The organism is Thalassoglobus neptunius (assembly GCF_007859735.1).
Classification (GTDB): domain Bacteria; phylum Planctomycetota; class Planctomycetia; order Planctomycetales; family Planctomycetaceae; genus Thalassoglobus; species Thalassoglobus neptunius.
Genome location: NZ_SIHI01000013.1, coordinates 68,092 through 89,337 on the forward strand (window position 1 = coordinate 68,092; position 21,246 = coordinate 89,337).

General features: G+C 52.1%; 17 protein-coding genes. 8 read left to right on the plus strand and 9 right to left on the minus strand.

Translation table 11 applies throughout. The features are described from left to right. Positions 1 to 7: 7 nt before the first annotated feature. The 3 genes from KOR42_RS16920 to KOR42_RS16930 all read left to right on the plus strand — a co-directional run bounded on the left by KOR42_RS16920 (position 8) and on the right by KOR42_RS16930 (position 2,574). Complete coding sequence (locus KOR42_RS16920) at positions 8 to 427, plus strand: hypothetical protein (RefSeq protein ID WP_146511027.1); 420 nt, start codon at positions 8 to 10, stop codon at positions 425 to 427. Between the two features lie 116 nt (positions 428 to 543). Next, complete coding sequence (locus KOR42_RS16925; RefSeq protein ID WP_146511028.1) at positions 544 to 1,125, plus strand: anthranilate synthase component II; 582 nt, start codon at positions 544 to 546, stop codon at positions 1,123 to 1,125. Positions 1,126 to 1,248: 123 nt separating this feature from the next. Next, positions 1,249 to 2,574, plus strand: coding sequence for an HD domain-containing protein (locus KOR42_RS16930; RefSeq protein ID WP_146511029.1), 1,326 nt, complete (start codon positions 1,249 to 1,251; stop codon positions 2,572 to 2,574). 244 nt (positions 2,575 to 2,818) lie between these two features. Here the strand turns inward: KOR42_RS16930 and KOR42_RS16935 are convergent, their stop codons facing one another. Further along, the gene (locus KOR42_RS16935) at positions 2,819 to 4,234 is read right to left on the minus strand and encodes a sialate O-acetylesterase (protein ID WP_146511030.1); all 1,416 of its coding nucleotides are present in this window, start codon (positions 4,232 to 4,234) and stop codon (positions 2,819 to 2,821) included. A 347-nt stretch (positions 4,235 to 4,581) separates the two neighbouring features. On the opposite strand from KOR42_RS16935, the gene KOR42_RS16940 reads away from it, so the two are divergent. From KOR42_RS16940 to KOR42_RS16950, 4 genes are all read left to right on the plus strand, one after another. Next, a complete protein-coding gene (locus tag KOR42_RS16940; protein WP_146511031.1) occupies positions 4,582 to 5,904 on the plus strand; it encodes a prolipoprotein diacylglyceryl transferase in 1,323 nt (440 codons plus the stop codon). A 79-nt stretch (positions 5,905 to 5,983) separates the two neighbouring features. Further along, on the plus strand, positions 5,984 to 6,151 hold the full coding sequence (locus KOR42_RS26775; RefSeq protein ID WP_197441286.1) for a hypothetical protein: 168 nt from the start codon (positions 5,984 to 5,986) through the stop codon (positions 6,149 to 6,151). A 106-nt stretch (positions 6,152 to 6,257) separates the two neighbouring features. Next, a complete protein-coding gene (locus KOR42_RS16945) occupies positions 6,258 to 6,485 on the plus strand; it encodes a hypothetical protein (RefSeq protein ID WP_146511032.1) in 228 nt (75 codons plus the stop codon). 700 nt (positions 6,486 to 7,185) lie between these two features. Continuing rightward, entirely contained in the window at positions 7,186 to 8,493 is a 1,308-nt protein-coding gene (locus tag KOR42_RS16950; RefSeq protein WP_146511033.1) for an L-fuconate dehydratase, read from the plus strand. Between the two features lie 47 nt (positions 8,494 to 8,540). Here KOR42_RS16950 and KOR42_RS16955 read toward each other — a convergent pair whose 3' ends face one another. Further along, on the minus strand, positions 8,541 to 9,545 hold the full coding sequence (locus tag KOR42_RS16955; protein ID WP_146511034.1) for a vWA domain-containing protein: 1,005 nt from the start codon (positions 9,543 to 9,545) through the stop codon (positions 8,541 to 8,543). Positions 9,546 to 10,057: 512 nt separating this feature from the next. Here KOR42_RS16955 and KOR42_RS16960 point away from each other — a divergent pair. Then, a complete protein-coding gene (locus KOR42_RS16960; RefSeq protein WP_146511035.1) occupies positions 10,058 to 10,480 on the plus strand; it encodes a thiol-disulfide oxidoreductase DCC family protein in 423 nt (140 codons plus the stop codon). A 312-nt stretch (positions 10,481 to 10,792) separates the two neighbouring features. On the opposite strand, the gene KOR42_RS16965 is transcribed toward KOR42_RS16960, so the two are convergent. The 7 genes from KOR42_RS16965 to rimO all read right to left on the minus strand — a co-directional run bounded on the left by KOR42_RS16965 (position 10,793) and on the right by rimO (position 21,001). Then, a complete protein-coding gene (locus KOR42_RS16965) occupies positions 10,793 to 11,713 on the minus strand; it encodes a DUF6263 family protein (protein ID WP_146511036.1) in 921 nt (306 codons plus the stop codon). Between the two features lie 307 nt (positions 11,714 to 12,020). Further along, positions 12,021 to 13,286 carry an aldose 1-epimerase family protein gene (locus KOR42_RS16970; protein WP_146511037.1) on the minus strand — a complete coding sequence of 422 codons (1,266 nt, stop codon included), beginning with the start codon at positions 13,284 to 13,286 and terminating at the stop codon, positions 12,021 to 12,023. Between the two features lie 214 nt (positions 13,287 to 13,500). Then, entirely contained in the window at positions 13,501 to 14,445 is a 945-nt protein-coding gene (locus KOR42_RS16975; RefSeq protein WP_231740972.1) for a fatty acid desaturase family protein, read from the minus strand. 343 nt (positions 14,446 to 14,788) lie between these two features. After that, positions 14,789 to 17,098 (minus strand): efflux RND transporter permease subunit, encoded by a 2,310-nt coding sequence (locus KOR42_RS16980; protein ID WP_146511039.1) that lies wholly within the window; start codon positions 17,096 to 17,098, stop codon positions 14,789 to 14,791. Positions 17,099 to 17,418: 320 nt separating this feature from the next. Continuing rightward, positions 17,419 to 18,543 (minus strand): CPBP family intramembrane glutamic endopeptidase, encoded by a 1,125-nt coding sequence (locus KOR42_RS16985; RefSeq protein WP_146511040.1) that lies wholly within the window; start codon positions 18,541 to 18,543, stop codon positions 17,419 to 17,421. A gap of 317 nt (positions 18,544 to 18,860) precedes the next feature. Further along, on the minus strand, positions 18,861 to 19,499 hold the full coding sequence (pgsA, locus tag KOR42_RS16990) for a CDP-diacylglycerol--glycerol-3-phosphate 3-phosphatidyltransferase (RefSeq protein ID WP_146511041.1): 639 nt from the start codon (positions 19,497 to 19,499) through the stop codon (positions 18,861 to 18,863). A gap of 56 nt (positions 19,500 to 19,555) precedes the next feature. Further along, a complete protein-coding gene (gene rimO / locus KOR42_RS16995) occupies positions 19,556 to 21,001 on the minus strand; it encodes a 30S ribosomal protein S12 methylthiotransferase RimO (RefSeq protein ID WP_146511044.1) in 1,446 nt (481 codons plus the stop codon). Between the last annotated feature and the right edge of the window lie 245 nt (positions 21,002 to 21,246).

Consider the following 21,246-nt stretch of genomic DNA (forward strand, 5'->3'; position numbering starts at 1 on the left):
ATTGCCGATGCCACGATCCGAAGTAAACGACAGCGAATTACTCGCGTATCTTGATGAGATGCTTCCAGTGGAGCGCGCGACTCAAATCGAAGCTGTGCTGCGCGAGTCTCCGGCACTTCGAAAACGAGCCGCTCTCCTGTCTCGACGGCGTGATCACGGAGCCCACACGGTGGGCGAGATCTGGCGCCGACGGCAATTGAGTTGTCCGTCGCGTGAAACTCTGGGATCGATGCTGCTGGGAGTCGCGGAGCCGGACGTTGAAGATTACATTCAATTCCATATCCAGGTCGTTGGATGCCGAGTCTGTCTTGCCAATCTGCTTGATTTGAAAGAGAAGCAGTCTCAAGATGCCGATGACAGCAGTCGACCTCAAAGATATTTCGAATCGTCAGCCGGACTCTTTCGCTCGCAATATCGACAAGATTAGACTTCCGCTTTCTTCTTCGTCCTGATTCACTCCGCGGGAAGAACACCAGGCTCCCGGGAATGTCGAGCACTCGTCAGGTCGAGAAGTTGATCTCCTTTTCCAGATCCGCAGAGACTATGATTTTCGTTCTCGATAACTACGACTCCTTCACCTACAACCTCGTCCAACGATTGGGAGAAATCGATCCGTCGCTCGACATTCGTGTCTTCCGCAACGATCAGATCTCTTGCAGCGAGATTGATGCGTTGAATCCATCGAGGATCATCATCTCGCCGGGACCGTGTACTCCAGCAGAAGCGGGTCTCTCTTGTGAGGTCATTCGCCACTTTGCGCCACGTGTACCGCTCCTTGGTGTCTGTTTGGGGCACCAGTGCATTTCGGAAGCATTTGGCGGAAAAGTAGTGCGGGCAGACCGCCTGATGCACGGCAAGACCTCTGCGATTCATCATGATCAGCAAGGAATCTTTCGAGGGATCGAGACTCCCGCCGTTCTGACGCGATATCATTCGCTGATCGTTCCCGAGTCGACCTTGCCTGAAGAACTGATTCCCTGCGCGTGGACTCGAGATGAAGATCATCCGCCGGAACTGATGGCTGTTCGGCATCGAGATTATCCGGTTTACGGTGTGCAGTTTCATCCCGAGAGCTTTTTGTCCGACTGCGGAATGGACATTCTTCGGAACTTTCTCTCTCTGTAGTGCAGCTTCCGAAAGGATTTTCGCGACTTCGTCAACTCTGCTCGGCCTCGAGACTATGTCCATGCGAGTACCAGGAAGAGTGCACTTTGCTTTGAGAGTTCACTACAAGAAAGTTTCGATGTGATGCGGTCACTCGAAGAAATCCCGGAACTCGCAGATCTCCATTCGGGTAGATCTCTGATTCGTGTCCCCGCTGAGCAGAATGTGCCCTTTACTCCGCGGGTCCGTGCGATCGTTGATACTGCTGAATTCCAGCGTCTCAACGAGATCAGTCAGTTGGGCCTGGTCTCCAAAGTCTATCCCGGTGCCCGCCACACTCGTTTTGAGCACGCATTGGGGGTGTATCACAATGCGCTTCTTTATCTGAGACAGCTTTCAAAAGACTCGCGTTTTCGGGAGCGTGTCAGCGCGCATCAGGCGGAAGTTCTGATCGTTTCGTCACTCTTGCATGATCTCGGGCACTGGCCATTTTGCCATCCGATCGAAGATCTCGGGATTTCCGGGTTGGTCCCGCACGAGGTGCGTGCTTCGCGCTATCTCAGCGAGAACGCGGAATTGTCGCATGTCTTGCGTGAGCAATGGGGCATTGATCCGGAAGAGGTTCTTGAGATCCTCGTTCCACAGAAGTCGGAAACCGGCCTGAAGTTGCTTCGCTCGATTCTGTCGGGACCGATTGATGTCGACAAGATGGACTATCTCGATCGGGACAGTTTGCATTGCGGGGTTCCGTACGGACGAAACTTCGATCGCCAGCGATTGATTCAATCACTCGTATTAAATGAAGAGGGCGATGGTCTCGCGATTACCGAAAAGGGAAAGACGGCAGCGGAATTGATGGTCTTTGCACGCTACGTCATGTTCAGCGAAGTTTACTGGCACCATGCTGTTCGATCTGCGACGAGTATGTTCGCACGCGCTTTCTACTCGATCCACGAGAAAGTCGATTTGAATCGACTCTTTCATTCGACCGATGCCGAGATGGTTTTCGAACTGCGGGCGGCTGCAAAAAACGCTCCCTCTGAGACACTGATCGAAAGTCTGTTCGGGTCGCAACGTATCCTCTACAAGCGAGCCATCGAATTGAGTCACGATCAACAGTCGCGCGCGTACACGGCACTCGCTGGTCGACCTTATTCGGAAGTCGTCGCCATCACGGAACGATTGATTTCCCGACTCAATGAAGAAGAAGGGCTCGGGCTGTCGGAAATGGATCTTGTGCTCGACACTCCGCCTCCTCATCGGGAAGTGGAATTCTCGATCGACATTCTCTTTCCGAAACAAGGCGACTTTCGGCCGCTGCAGGTCGTTTCTCCGGTTGTGGATGCACTGGCGACGAGACAATTCGATGATTGGGTGAAACGTGTTCGCGTCTTCATCCATCCGAAACACCGCGATGCCACCACGCAACTGGACTGGGAACGACTTCTTCTGGAAGCTGTCTCGAATTAAGAGTCATTGGGCCCGACGTCTTCGCATTTCTTGTTTTCGCACTTCTGATTTTGGATTGATTCCTTGAATCGAATTCGATTCGATTGACCCGTTCGAAAACAACGAAGCTTGTGGAATAAAAAAATCTCGGCCTTCCCTGAACCGGAAAGGCCGAGATCGTCATTCAGCGTGAAGCCGCTGCTTGCGAGAAGTTATTCGCCGGATTCATCGAACGGGATTCGTTCAGAGAATCCGCGAATAATGTCTACTCGCCTGCCCGGAATGGAGAAGCTGGGAGACCGTTCTTGTTGGAAAGATTCGGTTCCGCTTCCTGATGCCATCCCAGTCGGACAGACTTCGGCATCGGAACGTCTTTGGACGAAACGACGACGGTATCGCCTTTGATTTCGGCTTTGGCCGGTTTGTACTCGCCATTTTCTCCTGCGACTTCAAAGTGAGAAAGTGGTTCGCCATCGCGTGAAGCGAGGCCATCACCGACATGGTCAAAGCTGAGAACGATCTTGTTCCCTTTGACTTCCATCGATTTGAACAGCGGGCCGGAATAGACCAGATCATCGTGACCGTAAGTCTTGGCAAGTGCCCACAGGGCCAATCGATAGCCAACATCCTGCTTGTTACGTGGATGAATGTCATCGACATTGCCAATATCGACCGTCACTGCCATACCTGTATTGGGAATCGTCAACGCTTCGGTTTGGGCTTCCCAGACTTTCGGAAGAATGACGTCCTCACCTTTGTATCGGTATGGAGCAAGCTGAACGTAGTAGAATGGCATTTCAGGATTGTTCCAAAGGTGTCGCCATCCACTGATTAATGCCTTCATCTTCTCGAAGTAGAGCATGCCGTCATGACGGTTGGATTCTCCCTGATACCAGATCGCTCCACGAATCGCGTAAGGGACCAGCGGTGAGATCATCCCGTTATATAAAGCGAGGGGAGACTGGTGGTTCACTTTGCCTTCAGGGCTGACTTGTGGGTACGAGTCGAGGTTGTCAGCGATCGACTTCAGTGCGGGAACTTCTTTGAAACCGACAGGAGGAGTCCACGGTTCGATACGGGTTCCGCCCCAGTTCGAGCCGATCAACCCAATCGGAACGTCGAGTTGGGCTTGCAGGTTGAGCGCAAAGAAGTAGCCGACAGCTGTGTAGTTTCCGACGGTTTCAGGTGTCGTCACTTCCCAGCCGTTCGAAGGGACATTGTCCTGAGGAGTCTTCATCGGAGTGTGAGGAATTTTGATATGGCGAATCAGCGGATAATTCGCAGCTGCGCGCTCTTCCGCAGCATTGATTGAGTTGTTGACCGTCCACTCCATGTTTGACTGGCCAGAACACAACCAAACTTCGCCGACAGCAACGTTCTTCAATGTCCGTTCTGAGGAGCCGACGATTTGAACTTCGTTGTTGGCTCCCGTTTCGAGGTCTTCGAAAATGACTTCCCAGCGGCCATTTTCGTTGGCGGTTCCCGTCTTGGAAGTTCCTTGAATTGTCACTTTGACTTCTTGTCCGGGCTCATCCCAGCCCCAGATGGGAACCTTTTGACCACGCTGGAGAACCATGTTGTCTCCGATGATCGAAGGCAACTTGACTTCAGCGTCGGCAATGGCCGGGGCCATGCTGCCGATCAAGACCGCGACAGAAAACATCCATTTGATTGGTTTCATCACAACTTTCTCTTCAAGAAAACCACAGGTGCTGCCCAGCTGAGGCGATTTACAGCCGAGCTTCCATCAATGAGATTCGATTCTATTGCGAACCGCTCGCCAGTGGAACTCATGGAACATTTCCGTCGTGCCTTTGTGGATTTCTTGAGAACCCCCAGCAACTGCCGGGAAAGAACCTGTGATGAGAACTCTGATCGCGGGCGAAGCGGTCTTGCGTTCATTTTCCGGTTCGTGTTATTTCTTCAAAAATGACTCTTCGTTCCCAATTCCACTCAGGTGTCCGGATACAGACGCTGTGAGGGAATGCTTTTTTCGTTCAAATACAATCGTGTCCACAGGATGTACGGATGTGGTGTGCCAACTGCCAGGAAGATGTCGCCACCGAGATCTCACAGGATGGGCAAACTCTCAAGTGCACAACCTGTGGGGATGTTGTCCGTGAGGTATTTGCCCCGAGTTTGCATCCAGAAACCAAGTCAGCTCGTGAGTTGCTGCAAAAGTGGGCCGAAGAACAGAAGCTGACGATTCAAAAACCTTCACAGCCGAAGACTCCGCCAGCGGAACCAAAGTCCGACCGCTCCGCCAGCCGCTCACTCACAACCGATCAGACTTCATCCGATCAAGCTCCGACTGACCAAACTCAAGCCGAACCAGCATCGACAGAACAGGCTTCGCCAGATGCCGCTGCGAAGGTTGCGTCGACAAAACAGGATGCTGTTGCGAAAGTTGGCGCGAACAGCTCAGACGAACATCGCGAAGAAACAGCAGATCAGATCGTCAAAAAGAATCTCAGCGGCGAATCGCTGAAGGAAGATGCTGCGGCCGATGAAATCGACTCGGTCAATTCATCTGAGAGTCAAAATTCCGCTCACGGAGTTTCCGCCTCTCACGAAGTTCCGCCAACGATTCAGCGGAAAGCTGAGACATCCTCACGAAGCAGCAGTGATCCGAGTTTTCGTGTTGATACCGCTCACGGAAGTGAACGATTCAGCGACAGTGCAGAAGACACGACTCATGGAAAACGACGCCGATTGATTCCCCGGGCTCCAAACTTGTCGGCTGTGAATCGCGATCAGATAGACGAAGATGTCGCGGAATCCAATGATGTTCACGTTGATGAGTTCGCGTCGAAACAGCAACACGCGGCGGAACATGATCTCGCGAGCGAAGTCCCGGAAGCAGATGATCCGGAAACGGGTGATACTGTGAACGCAACGGGGCCTCGCCAAACACATCTGGAACATCACTCCGAGCAAGGTCCTCCTCCGCCACATTTCGATATGCAAAACGTCCGCAAAAAATCACGGTCCCGTCCGGGAAAAGTGGAAGCGATGTGGGGCCAGCTTCTGGCCTATGCCGGAGTCGGCATTTTGACACTCGGTTCGATCCTCGTGCTCTGGGGATATTTCGGATCCATTGAAAGCTATGCTTCAACCGGATGGCTGTTATCGACAGCGGGGCAAATGCTCCTGCTTCTCGGGTTGGTGACGCTCATTTCCGGAGGGATGGAACAAACAAAAACAGAAGTCACTGAACAGATTGAATATCTCGGCGGACGCATGATCCGCATCGAGGAATCAACGGAACAGCTCTTGAATGGACCGCATTTCGGTCGACATAAAGAGACCTCTTCGAAGAATTCACAACTCCATCCGAAAAGAGCGGAATAGGATTTGAACTGATTGGACGTTCTCCCTAACATTCGCCCCGCATCGATTCGATTCGACTGAGAACAGGGAGTCAGGTCCAATGACAGGATACACAGTTCATACTGGGGCAAACGACAAGTTCCGCGACGGATGGGACAACATTTTCTCGAAGCCGAAATCGAAGACAGCTTCAAAGAAAAAAGCAGCAACGAAGAACAAGGCAGCTTCAAAAAAGAAAGCTGCTGCGAAGAAGACAAAGAAGAAGTAACGGTCGAACTGGATTGATCGGCCGTCGGTGATGTGCTGCAAGTGACTCGCTGTGGAACAGCGGTCTGTTTCGTCGATATTCCATCAAATGACATTGGAGGTCAAAGATGTCAAATTCTGATCAACTAACCGATCAACGCGTGCTCTCCCTTGACGATCAGGACAGCGCTTACGAAATCATCTCAAGCGATGAAGTTGATCGCGTCGTTGAGGTTCTCGAAGACTTGATGACTCGAGTGAAGAGCGAAAACATTCGCTCGATCCTCGATGAAGCAGCGGACGAGATCTATTCGCTCGTCTATTCTGAAGAACACGCTGACGCGGACGCTGCGTAATCTGCGAAGGCGAACTTTGCACGGTGTTTGCAAAGTCTCGCAATGCCATGAAGTCACGTGTTCAACGAAGACATGTCGTTGAATGCTTGACTGCTCCGCGATTTGCTTCCGGGAAAAGTCGTTTCGACTCGCAGGAGAACTCGATTCGAAATTTCCTTGCGAATTCGCGCGAGCAAAATCGGACACAGATCATGACTCCCGGTTGATCCAACTTCACTGAGATTAACTGTCGAGATCAATCATCGAATTCAGGTGTACGTCCTGAACTTGTCACTCCAATCAGTGGGAAGGAATCGGCCGCCTGAAAATGGTGCAGGGAAGCTTCCTTCTCGAATTGACGAAGTTTATCGATCAATCTCTGGCTGAATTGAGAAAGCCTCGGAAGAGGAGGTTCGTCCTTCTTCCGGGGTTTTCTTGCGTTCGGGAACTCAGACTGTCGCGAATTCGGCGGTTGGGCGTCTGTCCAGGAGACTCAAATTCGAGGATTTTGAGCGCGTTTTTGAGTCGACACTTGTTCGTGCACCATTTTGAAGGGATAACATGATCGACGTTCCGAAGATGTCGCGGTAGACAGGGCATCGTTGCCGCGCTCAAACTTCGAGAATGCCTCCGCCGATCGATTGAAGTGATTGTATTGGAATGCACCTCGAGCAATCGCTGTCGGCCACAGCCACTCCTTCCTTGAGACGATCGACCTTCCATGACGACAATCACAGGTATCACTGCGAGAGACATTCGTTTTCCAACTTCACAGCACCTTGATGGATCGGATGCAATGAATCCCGATCCTGATTATTCCGCAGCTTATGTCGTTCTCGAAACAGACTCTTCATCGGGAGTTTCGGGGCATGGAATGACGTTCACGATCGGACGCGGGAATGAACTGTGCGTGGCTGCGATCCACGCGTTGAAGCCGTTCATCGTCGGAAAGAGTCTCGAAGAGATCATCGAAAACCCCGGCGCGTTCTGGAGCCATATGACCGGGGACAGCCAGTTGCGATGGGTTGGACCAGAGAAAGGCGTGATCCATCTGGCGACCGCAGCTGTCGTGAATGCTGTCTGGGATCTCATTGCGAAGGTCAAGGAAAAGCCGCTGTGGCGTCTCCTGAGTGAAATGTCTCCTGAAGAAATTGTCCGGTCGATCGACTTTCAATACATCACCGACTTTCTGACTCCTGAAGAAGCGTTGGACATTCTTCGACAAAAGGAACCGACGCGGCAGCAGCGGATCGATGACCTGTTGGCGAATGGCTTGGCCTCTTACACCACCTCAGCGGGATGGCTCGGGTACAGCGATGAAAAACTCCGGGAGTTGTGTCGTCAATGTTTGAAAGACGGTTGGCAGTGTTTCAAGATTAAGGTGGGCCAGAATCTGGAAGACGATATCCGTCGCTGTGAGATCATTCGCGAAGAAATCGGTCCTGATCGCAGACTGATGATCGACGCCAATCAGGTATGGGACGTCGATGAAGCAATTGAGTGGGTTCAGAAACTCGCGAGATTCAATCCGTGGTTCATCGAAGAGCCAACTTCACCGGATGATGTTCTGGGCCACGCCACAATCGCGAATGCTGTAGCCCCGATCAAAGTTGCCACCGGAGAGCACTGTGCGAACCGAGTGATGTTCAAGCAATTCCTGCAAGCCAAGGGAATGGGGATTTGCCAGATCGACAGCTGTCGATTGGGTGGCGTCAACGAAATTCTGGCTGTGCTGCTCATGGCTGCAAAGTGCGATATTCCGGTTTGCCCCCATGCTGGAGGAGTTGGCTTGTGCGAATATGTGCAACACTTGTCCATGTTCGATTATGTCGCAGTCAGCGGTACGACCGAAGACCGGATTACCGAATTCGCTGGCCATCTCCACGAGCACTTCGTGAACCCTGTTCAAATGCGGAACGGAAACTATCTGGCTCCGCAGGCCCCGGGTTACAGCATTGAGATGTTCCCCGAGTCCCTCGATCGGTATGAGTATCCGCACGGCGAAGCATGGGAAGGAACCGTTGCCTAAAGTCTGCGCGACGAATCTCTGAACAAGCACATAACGGTGAAATTCATTTACGGAGACGGTTCCGTCGCCCGTGATGAGAGTTTCGGGCGATTCGAAGTTTCATGCCCGAATGGAGACTCAGGGAAGAACTCGACTTCCGGAATGAAGCGATACGATCCCCCATTGCGAGCTGCCAACTCTTTCAGAAACTTCTCGCCGTCGTCGTCGCCAAAGCCAATGCAATTGATTGAGACTTTCGCCACGTTGGCTTTCGAAACATTCTCGACGACACGGTATTTGAAATCACCGTCAGTGAGGAAGTAGATGACTTCCGGTCGAAGTTGAAGCGCCATCAGCAACGCAATTTCCGGATCCGTTTTTCCTTCCGGCTTTGCTGTTGCCATCCAGTGAAGGTATCTCTTCTTCGCCCCGGTTGTTGCATCGGCGAGTTGATTCGAAGGCATTGGGTATGCGTGCTCATTGAAGAGAATCATGAAGAATCGCTGGGTTTCTTCCATTGCCTGAATCGAAGTGAGCAATTCCATTTGAACTCGCGCGAAGCGGGTTTTCGTCGGTCCCGGGAAAGGGTGAAGCATACTCTTGGACGCATCGACAACGAAAACGACGCTGTGACCTTGAAGATTGATTCCGAAGAAGTGCGCGCCGCCGATGCCTTCACCGTCGCCCTCGCCGCTTTTCGCGAGCACTCCCGTCGGAATGAGCGGACCGACATCTTCGCTCATCGATCCGGTCCCGTTCGAGGGAGCCATGCGAGGAAGGTCTCCGGCGATTTCATATCGAGGTGCGGAAGTGACCGGAGCAGATGCAGGCTGAAGAAAACTTGGAGGAGCTTGTCGCTGTTGATTGGCGCGATCCGATTCCGCCTCGACGCCGAAGTTCATGTCGGCGATGACGGTCATGTCCGGAAACTCCTGGACATCGGCATTCCCGACGATTGTTGACAGTTCTCGAGAGTCGCTCGCCGGAAGGAGCATCATCGCAAAGATGCCGACCACCATGAGATGAAGGATCAGCGATGCAGCTGCCGGCACGCCTTTCTCAATCATTCTCATTGTCGGACCTGCGAAGCTGAAAGAAGAGAAGAAACGAATTCCGAAATGCCGTCTCTTGCATACAATCGGCTGATTGAAAAAAGTTCTCGCCAGGATTTACGGTAACCAGCAAGAATGGAAGATGCAAAAGTGATTTCTCAGGAATCCTGAGGATCAAACAGGGACAATGGAGAAACTCTAGCGGTTGTATCAGCTGTACGGTGTCACGCAATTTGCCGTGTCACTTCCCTTTCTTGTCTGCAGCGAATCGCACAGGCGAGGGTAGTGAGAGAAGCAATAAGGTTGAAAACGGCAGAGCGGCAGAGTTTTCAACGAGGTTTCAAAGGCATTGTTAAATGGCCGCCCATGAAATGAGTGTGAAGAATTGAACCGCGTTCATGGTCATTTTCGAGATGAAGTTGTCGGATTTCATTGATTCGAATGATGGATTCTGTTCGGATCGCGAATCAATTTCGGTTGCTTACTTCTCCTCTCGATGAACTTTCACTGAATGCGATGACAGAAATTTGATCATGAACAGGCAGCCCGAATCCTCACTCGAAGAATCTTCTCCCATCGTCTTTTTTGATGGCGTGTGCGGGTTCTGTAACGGGACCGTCGATTTCCTGATGACGAGAGATCCCGACCACCGGTTGCGTTTCGCGCCGCTGCAAGGAAAAACGGCTCAGGAGTTATTGACGGAGGATCAGCGGAATCTCGATTCCATCGTTCTGAAAGATTCGACAGGAGTCTGGAAGAAGTCGGCTGCGATTGTTCGCATTTTGTGGCACATCGGCGGAGGCTGGAAATTTCTCGGCACGCTACTCTGGCTGATTCCGTTTCCGATCCGTGATGTTGTGTACGGTTTGATTGCCCGCGTTCGCTATCGGATTTTCGGAAAACGTGAAGCGTGTCGAATGCCGACAGAAGAGGAACGGAACGTGATTCTTGAATAGACGATTCAACATCACATGGCGGTTTTCATCGTGGATGCCAAACGATTTCAGAACGAAGTCTGGAGCATTTTCTTTTTTTGGGTTTGGACTCACTCGCACGAGCAAACTCAGCCTTTTAACTGATGAGAAAGTTCAAGCGAGTGCACAGGCAAGAACAACATGCTCTAAAAACAAAGTCACCAGAGAAACAGTGTCTCTCTGGTGACTGATCGGTTCGGTACTTGAAAAGAGGCAAAATTGACGAGAACTCGTCTCCGTTGCATGAGCGTCTTTCCTGTCTGAGGAAGACTCTGCACGCAAAACTTCTAAGGATCACTGACGGTTTTGCTTCGTGCCGACTTTCATGACGAGATCGAGTGACGATGGGAGTTCCTGACCGTTCGCGATGAAAGTGAGATCGCCGACGATGTGCATGTCGCTGCTTGATTCCACCACGTCTTTTATTGCAGGGTCGTACCACAACGTTCCTCCCGAAGATTCCACTTCGAGCTCGCTGTCTTTCAGTTCAAGCGGAAGTTTTCCGCCCGAGATCTCAAACGTGAGCGACTTTGTTTTGACGTCGATTTTATCCATCGACTTTCCGTTGTGCTGCTCGGGGCCAACGTAAGTGTATTCGCGAACGAGATAGAAAACCTGACCGCTGCCGAGATACGCTTCTTCGTTGCGTTCCCAAGTGTCTCCAACAGCCACCGGTTCTTTGGGAAGTCGATTGATGGCTGTTTCGGTTTCTTTCTTGAGACGGTCGTCAGACATCTCTTCAGAGAACGCTTCCGGAAGATCCTGATTGGAGTCGTTCGTGTATTTCGCCGACTTGACTTCATGGTTGTCTCCATAGGTAATTTCCCAAGTCGACTCTGCCGCGACGGCGATGTATTTTGCGATGTCCGCCAATGGTCCATCGGGCACAGCGTTGTTCGGGTTTCCGGTGTCGAAGTTCAAGGAAACTCCTCCCGGAAGCTCCATATTCATTTGCATCAATTCCAGGTTTCCAAGCATTTTGACTTGCCCGGAAGTCGCACTCTCAACGGTTTGCTTAATCACAATGTAATTGTCCACCGCGGTGACGATATCCATTCCCGCAATGTTCAAAGTCTGGTCGATATCCATCTCGACTTCCGATTTGGTCACCTCACCCTGTTCAAAAGTCGGGGCATAGGAGAGGTCCGTTTGAGCAAAGACAGTCAGGGGCGACGTGATCAATACAGCGGTCAGTGATAGGATTCGCAGAATCATTCGAACATTCCTTCATTTCTCTGGTCTAGTCAAATGGTTGTGAAGCAACTCGATTTCCGTAGGGAACCGCAGAGATGTTCCAATGAAGGACTGGCCCAGGCGATTCGTTTTCTCATACGTACTGATTCGCAATTTAGATGAAATAATTTGCGAGATACTGCTTGCTTTCGCCTTTTTTTCCGATCTTGGATCACACACTCTCTCGCGTGGGGATCACCAGATTGCTCTTCGGTTTCGTTTAAACAGAGTGGGTCTGAAAAGAACTTCTCAAATAATCCAGGCGATCACGCAACTCGCGCAACGTGCTCTATTCCGGAGGACTTTTTAAGGTTTCGGTTGGCCGATCATTCTGGAGTTTCTGGATTTCCTCGACCGTTTCTTTGATCTTCTCAGGCGAGTTCAAGAACTCGTAGCGAAGAGTGAACTGACGAGTTTCATCTGCGGCAAGAACCGGAATGCGCCCGTGCGATCGCTCGACTCGTCGATTGAATGGATAAGAGGTTCCGGGTTCCAATCCCGTGACGTAACCGTTTTCAATCGTGGTCAGGTTCTTCCAAAGCGTAAAGCATGGCAACTCGTCGACGTTGTATCGAATCGTCGCTGCCCGGTTTCCTTCACTGTTCTTCAGGCAGATGAGAGTCTCTGAATTCGAATCAGCATACAACTTCATCAAATAGACTTGTTCGATAAAGCCTTTCGTTGGGGCGGCATAAAACCACGGAGCTTCAACATCTTTCGAAGCTGCCGCATTCATTGGCTGAACGGATTGCACAGGAGCAATGAATTCCGCGCCTTCCGACAACAACGGGACTCCGAAATTCGTGTGATAGATCAGTTGGAGTTCTTGCGGATCGGATCCCATGTTGGTGACTTCGTCTGAGATCGTCAGCTCTGTCGATCCGGGAATGGTGGAGACCTCAGTGGACAGTTTCAGTTTCGGCCCGAACAGCATTGATTCGTAAACGGTGCCACGAAGACGGATGCGATGAGGAGGAGCTTTGTCGATGATCAACTCCACCCGCGAGGCGGGAATGTTCCCGACCTTTCCGTGCAGCGTGAGCATCATCTCCGCTTCCGCTCCCGTGTTGTCGGTGAACTGATCAACTCCGGGGTGCCCGGCGAATTCGAGTCCGCATCGAACCATCCATTCATTGAAACCTTCCAGCCATCCGATCCCTCCGCGAGATTCAAGATTGACCCACTGCGGGTGGACCACTTCCTTAACGGGAGATTCCCACCCGATGCGGAAGTCGTTGATTTTGATATCCAGAATGCTCATTCCTCTTGTTGGAATGATGCGAATGGCCATCGCACCATTCTCAAGAGTGATGAGATCGACACTCTCCTGTTTTCCTCCGTGCAGGACTTCTTTGCGGACGGACCAGCCGGAAGCTTTGGCGATCCCTTCGAAGTTCTTGGACGACAGCGTTTTCTCTCGAACCCACTGGCCGGTCTGCGTATCGATGAGGACGAAGCGGTGGCTCTCGGCTTCCAGATTGCCGGCCTTCAAGACCAACCAAAATGCGCATAGGAAAGTGAAGACACGAAAAACCGTGCGGAATGAGCGGCACATTGATGATCGTCCTGAGAATTCAGAGAACAGAGATCGAGAAGTGGTTCTCTAATTGTTGACGACTTTGAAGCGAATCGCAACCTGAGACGCAATGCGTGACCGTCAGATGATCACGCGAAGATGGCAAGCTCCTGCGAGCCAGCAGTGAGTGTTGCGCGGAAAGCGTCGCTGAAAAGGGGCGATGAAAATGCTTCGTTTCGAACGTCCGAATTCTCTAAGCCTCGATCACAGCGTCTTTCTCACCCAGGATTTGGGCGGTGACATCCTCACTAAAATCGCTGACGTCGTGAGGCTTTTCTTCTGAGGGAGGCGGGGCTCCCACGTTCATTCCAACTCCTGGATTCCAGATGAGAGACGGAATCAAATCGCGAATCGCACCCCAGTACGTTTTGAAGACGGGGTAATCGAGCGACGGGTTTTCGACCTCGTATTGTGCCATCCGATCGCAGAGTGCTTCGTGTCGATAGCGGGGATGACGATGGTGCGGTCCGTGGACGAAAATATCGAAGTTGAAGTACGTGCAGATCGCGGTGATGGGACTTGAACCGATAACGGTGCGCGTTCCCAGGAGCGGGTCGTAGCTTCGCATTCCCAAGTGTTCTGTGAACTTCCGGAAGGTTTGATAGACGCCCGCGATGACGTGAGGAATGATCCAGACCACGAGAAACAGATGCCAGCTCGAAGTGACTGTCACGAGCGTCAGAATCGCCGTCCAGACAATGGCGATGACAATGTACTCGTTGCGGATCAATCGTCGGACTTCCGGATTCTGCAGTGAGGAGTCCTTGTGAAAGTAAAGGCGACCGTAAACGAATGGAGATGTCAGGAATCCGAACGGGATTTCCAGCCAACAGAAGATGCGACGAAACCATAGCGACGCATTTGGATCAGAGTACGGCCACAACTCCCAGTCGGTGGACTTGTTCAAGTAGGCATGGTGGCGAATATGGCTTTCGCGATAAACATGAAACGGAACGAAGATCATGGTTCCGATGAATCTTCCGATGATGATGCTCCACCGCTTCGAACCACCGAGCGTGTGGTGGGCTGCTTCGTGGAAACAACTGGTCCAGCAGAAGAGCGAATAGGAAACCAGCAGTGTCCAGAACGCCCACGTCAGCCAATGATCGTTCGGCCAGGAGAAGGCGAGTGCAAACATTCCCGCGAGTCCAATCGGTGCAAAGAGAAACCGAGGAATCGTAGACCATGACACGGAATGTTTAGAGACGGAGGTATTTGCAGACTGGCTCATCGTGCTCGACATTGAATTGAAACCACTTTCGACAGTTTCCTCCATGTTAGGTCCCGCAGCGAGCGGATCACTTCATCTATTTTAGTCCCCAGTCCCATTTTACCCAGAGTCTCAGGCGGCTTGAAGAATTGGTTTGATCCTGACGGTTGGTCGGATCGTGTCAATCTCGACTGGTCGGAGGGAATGTAAGCCTCTTTTCGTAAAGGCTTTACGTTCAGAGCGCGCTGCTGGGAAAAAGACCGGTCACAGGTTATCCAGAAACGACGGTTTGTTGTTCCTCGCCGTCGCCGATTGGACATGAAGAGCTTGGATGAGGTTCCGAATCCGATGATCGGTTCCAAAGCGTGAGGAGTGCTGGCAGAGTGATGAGATCACTGAGAAGTGCGATCATCAGGATAGACGCCATGAGCAATCCGAACTGGCGTGTCGGGACAAACGCGCTGAGCGCGAAGACGAGCATCGACGCGGCACAGATCAACGTCGTCTGTAACATCGCCGCTCCGCAGACAGCGACGGATTCAATAATTGCTTCCCGCGAGCGTCCCAATTCTTTCGACTTCATTCGATGAAAACACAAGAAGTGAATGGTGTCGTCGACGGCAATTCCCATCGCGACTCCGGCGGTCATCATGGAGCCGATATCGATTGGAACGGAAAGAAGTCCCATTGCCCCAAATGTCACAATGACCGGAAAGGTGTTCAGAACGGTCACCATGAGAGCCAACCCGGGTTGTCGGAGCACCAGGAGCACAGAAATTCCAATCAGTCCGAATGCGGTCAACAGGCTCCAGAAAAGATCGTGCATGATCATCACCTGCACACTCTCGATGAGCGGCATCATCCCGGTGTATTCCGCACGAACTGAGTTTGGGGGAAGCTCTTGAGCGTCGAGAATTTCTTCGACCTGTGCTTCGATCTTCGACTGCAATTCCCCATAGCTTCGGCCTTCCGTTGCTCGCACGCGGCCGGTGAGTCTCCAGGCATCTCCATTTTCGCCCGGGTAAAAGTAATTCGATTCCTCAATCAAATCGCGTGAATCATGCAATCGTCGACGAATCAACGCCTGTCGGACGAGAGGTCCTTTGGATTCCGTCCAGACTTCCTCAGGCAGAAACGAACGTGCGGAAAGGACGCTGTCGATTCCGGGAACAGTCTTCAGCGCACTGTGGATTGTGCTGATCAATTCAATCTGTTGCGACAGGCTCAGCGCGTCATCATCTTCAATGTGCACGACGACTTCGACCGGCACTGATGGACCGATCTTCTCTTCGAGCCACTGATAGTCGGTGATGATTTTTGTGTCACTCGCAAAAAGTGAAGTGGCGTCGACACTCGTCCGGATCGATCGCAGTCCCTGTCCGAGACTGATGATCCCGACAACCGATATCAATGTGATCGGAACCGAATGACGCACGACCACACCACCGAACCAGTGGAGTTGCTTCGCAGAAAACAGGTTCGATGAGGCCTTCTTCCGGATCGGCCACTTGCAGAGTGCATCGGGGAGCACTCCGATGAGAATTGTCACCGTCACTAACAATCCGCAGGCACTGATTCGTCCAAACGCAGCGACCGGAGCAATCCCGCTCACTGAGAGCGAACTCAAACCAACGGCGGTTGTGATGGCAGCCAGGCAACAGGGAGCCCAACCTTCTCGCATAGCTGCTTCGACGGCCGGTATGGGCGGAAGCAGATTCGATTGCGCGAAATAGTAGTTGCAGAAGTGGACACCCGCCGAAACTGTCAGCACGAAAACGAGTGGAGGAGCCACAATCAGAACGGCATCAAGCGTCAATCCGGAGAAGTAAACCGCAGCCAGAACGAGACCCTGTCCCAGACAAGCGATGCCGATGATCAACCCGGAAATTCTCCACGACCGCAGGCAGACAATGCAAAGGATGGCAGCCACCAGTGTTGAGAGTGTTCCGTAAAAGTTGATTCCCTGCAGACTTTCCGCATCAATGGCGACTCCATCGTGCGGCGGCCCAGCGACGATTAACTCTTCCTCAGAGAATCCCGTCACGTCTTGCGAGACATTCAAGAGGTGTTCAAGAGACTTTTTCCGGGCTTCGTTTCCGTCGTACGTGAGGACGACGAGCGCGCAGCTCGTTTCCTGATCCGGACCGACTAGCACTCCCGTCAATCGTTGAATCGCATCCTCAGTCGACAACCCAAGCGGTGGGGATGTCATCTGTTCCAGCACACCGGGACCAGTAAGGACACGCTCGAACGGAACCACTTCCGGAAGATCAGGCAGCGTGTTCCGCGCCATCAATTCATTCTGTAACAACAAGAGTTTGGGATCGCCGAGAGTGCAGCCTTCCCAGCTGACATCGACGACGTCATTCCCTTCGAAGTTGCGGCGAAATTCCTCGAACGCTCGTCGCTGTGGATTGGTCGGAGACATCCACTTTTCCGGAGTGATTCGCATTCCATCAATGCTGCGAATCGCGCCGACAATCACGAATGGGACGAGAAGACCGATGAGCGCGAGCGTGACCCATGCACGTTTCTGCACACGTCGCCGAAACAACTCGGTGTGATCGGTAGGTCCGTTCATAGAGACAGCGGAGAATTGTATTGTTCGAAGTGGAAATGAGGAACGATCAAACTCGTTCCCGACATGCGGTGCGGCGAGATCGTGAACTTCGATGACGCCACGATAGCAACTTACCTTAATTGCAGTCTCTCAACGAGTTTTTCACATGCGACAATCCGCGATGCCGCTCGATGCCCGCAGCGAGCGTTCATTCTCGTTCGAAGCCATAGAAAGCGTCGATTGAGAGAAATCAGATCGATCGGTCCGCCAGCTTCGTGATGATTGTCGAATTCAATGCCCAGACACGACGTCGAGCGTGCCCATCTTCGCGTTTCGAGACTCTATTGCGGAAGGAAGACGCGAATGACATCGTAGCCACAAAATGCAAGCATCAGGGCAGCGAGGATCATTGGCATCGCGAATGTTTGCGATGTCAGCACGTACCGCTGAGGTTGTTCAGAAGTGCCGGGCTGTTCTGTCGATTCGTCAAATGTGTGCTCGGCCATCGCAACAGACTCGACCGGGACTCTTCGCGTTCTCATCTGATAGAGCCAGTAGAAACACCAGATTGCATACGCGACTGCAACTGGAAGGTAAAACCAGGGTGTCTCCAAATCGTCCTGATCGACCCGGAGTAACACTGTGGCCAACGCATTATTCAGAAAGTGAAAGAGGACAGGAGCCCAGAAGCTTCGCGTCGTGAGATAGACCCAGTGAAGTGTCAGTCCGACTGGGAGAATTGCGAACACGTGAGGGGGATACATATGCACCGCTGCAAACAACAGTGTCGTCAACGCCACGCCTATCGTGACTCCCCATCTTCGGTTGAGCCCTTGTCCGATCAGACCTCGAAACAGGAATTCTTCGCCGACTGCCGGAACGACAGCGATAAAGAAGACTGCTAAGAGAAGATTCGAGTTGTTGAACTGTCCAAGAATTTCGTGAACGTCCGTTCCTTGAAAGAGTTCCAACCCAGGAATTGTTTCTACCAGCTGGTTCCATCCGGTTTCCCCAAGCTGCATCATTGAGTCAGCGATCACTGTCATCGGAACGACAAGGCTGGTTGCAACGAACACTTGGCCGAATGACGGGGGACTCATCTTCAGTTTGCGGAGCGGCCTTGGAGACATTCGCCACAAACCGAGGGGGATGAGGAAGAGATAACAAATGAATGCCGGAGCGGTGACGACGGTCAATCTTTCGGTCGCGGAAAGCCCCGAATACCACTCTTCGAATTGAAAAGCCTCAAGCTGTTCGAAGTTTTCCAGTGTCACTGCCAGCATGGCAATGATCACGCCCGCCATTCCGACCATTTGAAGAACGAAGAACAGGAAGATCCAGAAAAGCGATTCGGGAAGACCCGGTCCGGCTGGCCGAGAACCCGGTTTCTTTTCATTGACAACTGAAGCCTCGCCGGAAGGTTCAGGATGTTCAGGTCGAGGAGCGTTGTCGAGGTCTTCGTTCATAGTCTCTCATGGGCGAGGCGAGAAATCGCGAGAGCCCAACTTCCTATTTCAGCACCGGCAATAAGCGGATGCGTCGGCCTGCGTGTCAACGTTTCACTGAGGGGATTGCCTCAACTCGATTATTGCTTGAGGGAGTCTGTTTGCGAAGCGTGTTCGCGAAAACAGCCTGCGCAACAGGATCTACAATCACGACTGGCGCACTTATTACGGTCTTCACGAAATTGTCACCGTAATCCAGAACCCGAAACAGCGACGGTTTCTTCGTCTGTGTTGAAGTCGACTCGTTCACGAAGTGAATTTCATTCCGTCGGTCGAAATCACTTTTCAGGAGTCGACTTCTGTTGGGACATCAATGCCATGCCTCTCCAGGTATACTCAGCTCCTGAATACAGCGTGATCAGCACCATTGCGATGATCATCCAGTCTCGGAAGGACACAAAGTGCTCAGCATACGGGCCAAGAAATTGCGTGAGCGTTGGACTCATCGACGCGAGACAGAGCGGAATGGTGACCGACTGAACGATCATCTTCAGCTTGCCGCTCCACTTGGCTGAGAAATCAATCCCGTGGCCTTCGAGAACTGATCGGAGACCAGTCACAAACATCTCGCGACCGATCACAATAAACGTCGTCCACGGACAGATACCGCTGTCGGGATGTGCGGTCAGAAAGATCAACGTTCCGCCGACGATAACTTTGTCGACGAATGGATCCATGATGCGGCCCAGAACCGTCACCTGATTCCATTTTCTCGCCAGATAGCCATCCAGAAAATCGGTCGCTGCGGCGATGACGAAAATCGCTGTTGTCAGAAGCCAGTAGTCAGTGAAGTCAATCAGGGCCAGGACAACAAACGAGAGAACCAGCCTTGAGAACGTGATCAGGTTCGGGATGTTCAGCGAGTTCTCGCGAGCAGGTTCAGGCGACTCATTCGACGTTTGCACCTCATCCGTCATCAATTTTCTCTTTCAGTTCAACGTGGCAGATTCCGGGTTTTCAACGTCTCTCGTCATCAACGAAGCGTTGATTCGGGAACGTCTTCGTCTTCCGATTCGTCGTCGGAAAGGACGCCCACGAGATCGTAATCGCGGGCTTCGACAATTGTGACTGGAACCATTTCTCCGGGTGTCAGATTTTCGGATTCGATGAAAACATTCCCGTCGATCTCCGGAGCATCGGCGAAAATTCGACCGACCCACACGCCGGGGGTATCAGTCGGTCCGTCGATCAGGCAGTCAAGTTCGTAGTCGACGAGCGACTTTCCGAAGTCGAACGCGATGTTCTGTTGTGTCTCCATCAACTTTTGTTGCCGAGTTGTTTTGACGTGTTCCGGAAGATGGCCATCCAGTTTGACGGCAGGAGTTCCCGGTTCCAGTGAATACGGGAAGACGCCCATTCGTTCGAATCGTGTTTCGGCAACGAACTGATTGAGCTCTTCGAATTGCTCGTCTGTCTCTCCCGGGAAACCGACAACGAATGTGGTCCGAAGGACAAGATTGTCGATACGACTGCGAAGCTTCTCGACCAGTTGAACGGTCTGGTCTCGATTCACTCGCCGCTGCATTCGTTTCAAGACTTTGCTGTTGATGTGCTGAAGCGGCATGTCGAGGTAAGGCAGGACGCGCGATGAGGCTGCGATCGTATCGATCAGTTGATCCGTGAAGTTCACCGGGTACAGGTACATCAATCGGATCCAGTCGATCCCGTCGATTTTCTCCAGTTCCTCAAGCAATTGAACGAGGCGGACTTCTCCATAAAGATCCATTCCGTAATAGGTTGTGTCCTGTGCGACGAGAATCAGTTCGCGGACTCCATCTTCGACGAGTTCCCGAGCCTCTTCGACAACCATTTCGATCGGTTTGGTGACATGCTTTCCGCGCATGCTTGGAATCGAACAGAAGGTACACGTTCGATCGCAACCTTCGGAGATCTTCAGGTACGCAAAGTGTGAGGGCGTGATTCGAAGGCGGGCACGGTCGTCGAGCGCTTTCACGGCAGCGGGTCGAAACAGCTCTCTCTGTTCGCGATGTCCTCCGACAAGCCTGTCCGCGACGCGAGTGATTTCATCTCGACCGAAAACTCCAACGATATGGTCGATGTCCGGCATCTCATCGATCAGGCTGCCTCCGACGCGTTCCGGAAGACATCCAGCAACGATGACACCCTTCGTCTTGCCGGATTTTTTCAGGTCGAGCATTTCCTGAATCACAGCCTTCGATTCCTTGCGTGACTCATCGATGAATCCGCATGTGTTGACGATGACAAAGTCGGCTCGGTCGGGCTGTGAGACCAGCGAATAGCCATCTAACGCCAGCGATCCGAGCATTTTCTCGCTGTCGACGAGGTTTTTGGGGCATCCCAGGCTCACGAAAGCATAAGTCCCTTTCGAGAACCCAGCATCGTCCGCGCCTGCAGGAGAATCGGGAGTTGGAACATCGATGATTGGAAGATCGACCATGAATTTTGTCAGTGAATCATTGAGGGGGGAGACAGTCTCTGTTCCGCCTCCGGGGAGAAATTGCGTCGGAATCCGGAATTCTAGCATGAGTTGAATCGATTTTCGATCATCGAATCCCGGTGTAGACATCGGTCAGAAAACGTAGCGCTCGACGGAGAGGGTGTGACGGAATAAAAGCGTAGCGCCCAGATGATCACTTGTTGTCAGGTGTTCAGACTTTTGGTTTTCACCATTTGTTTGAACTG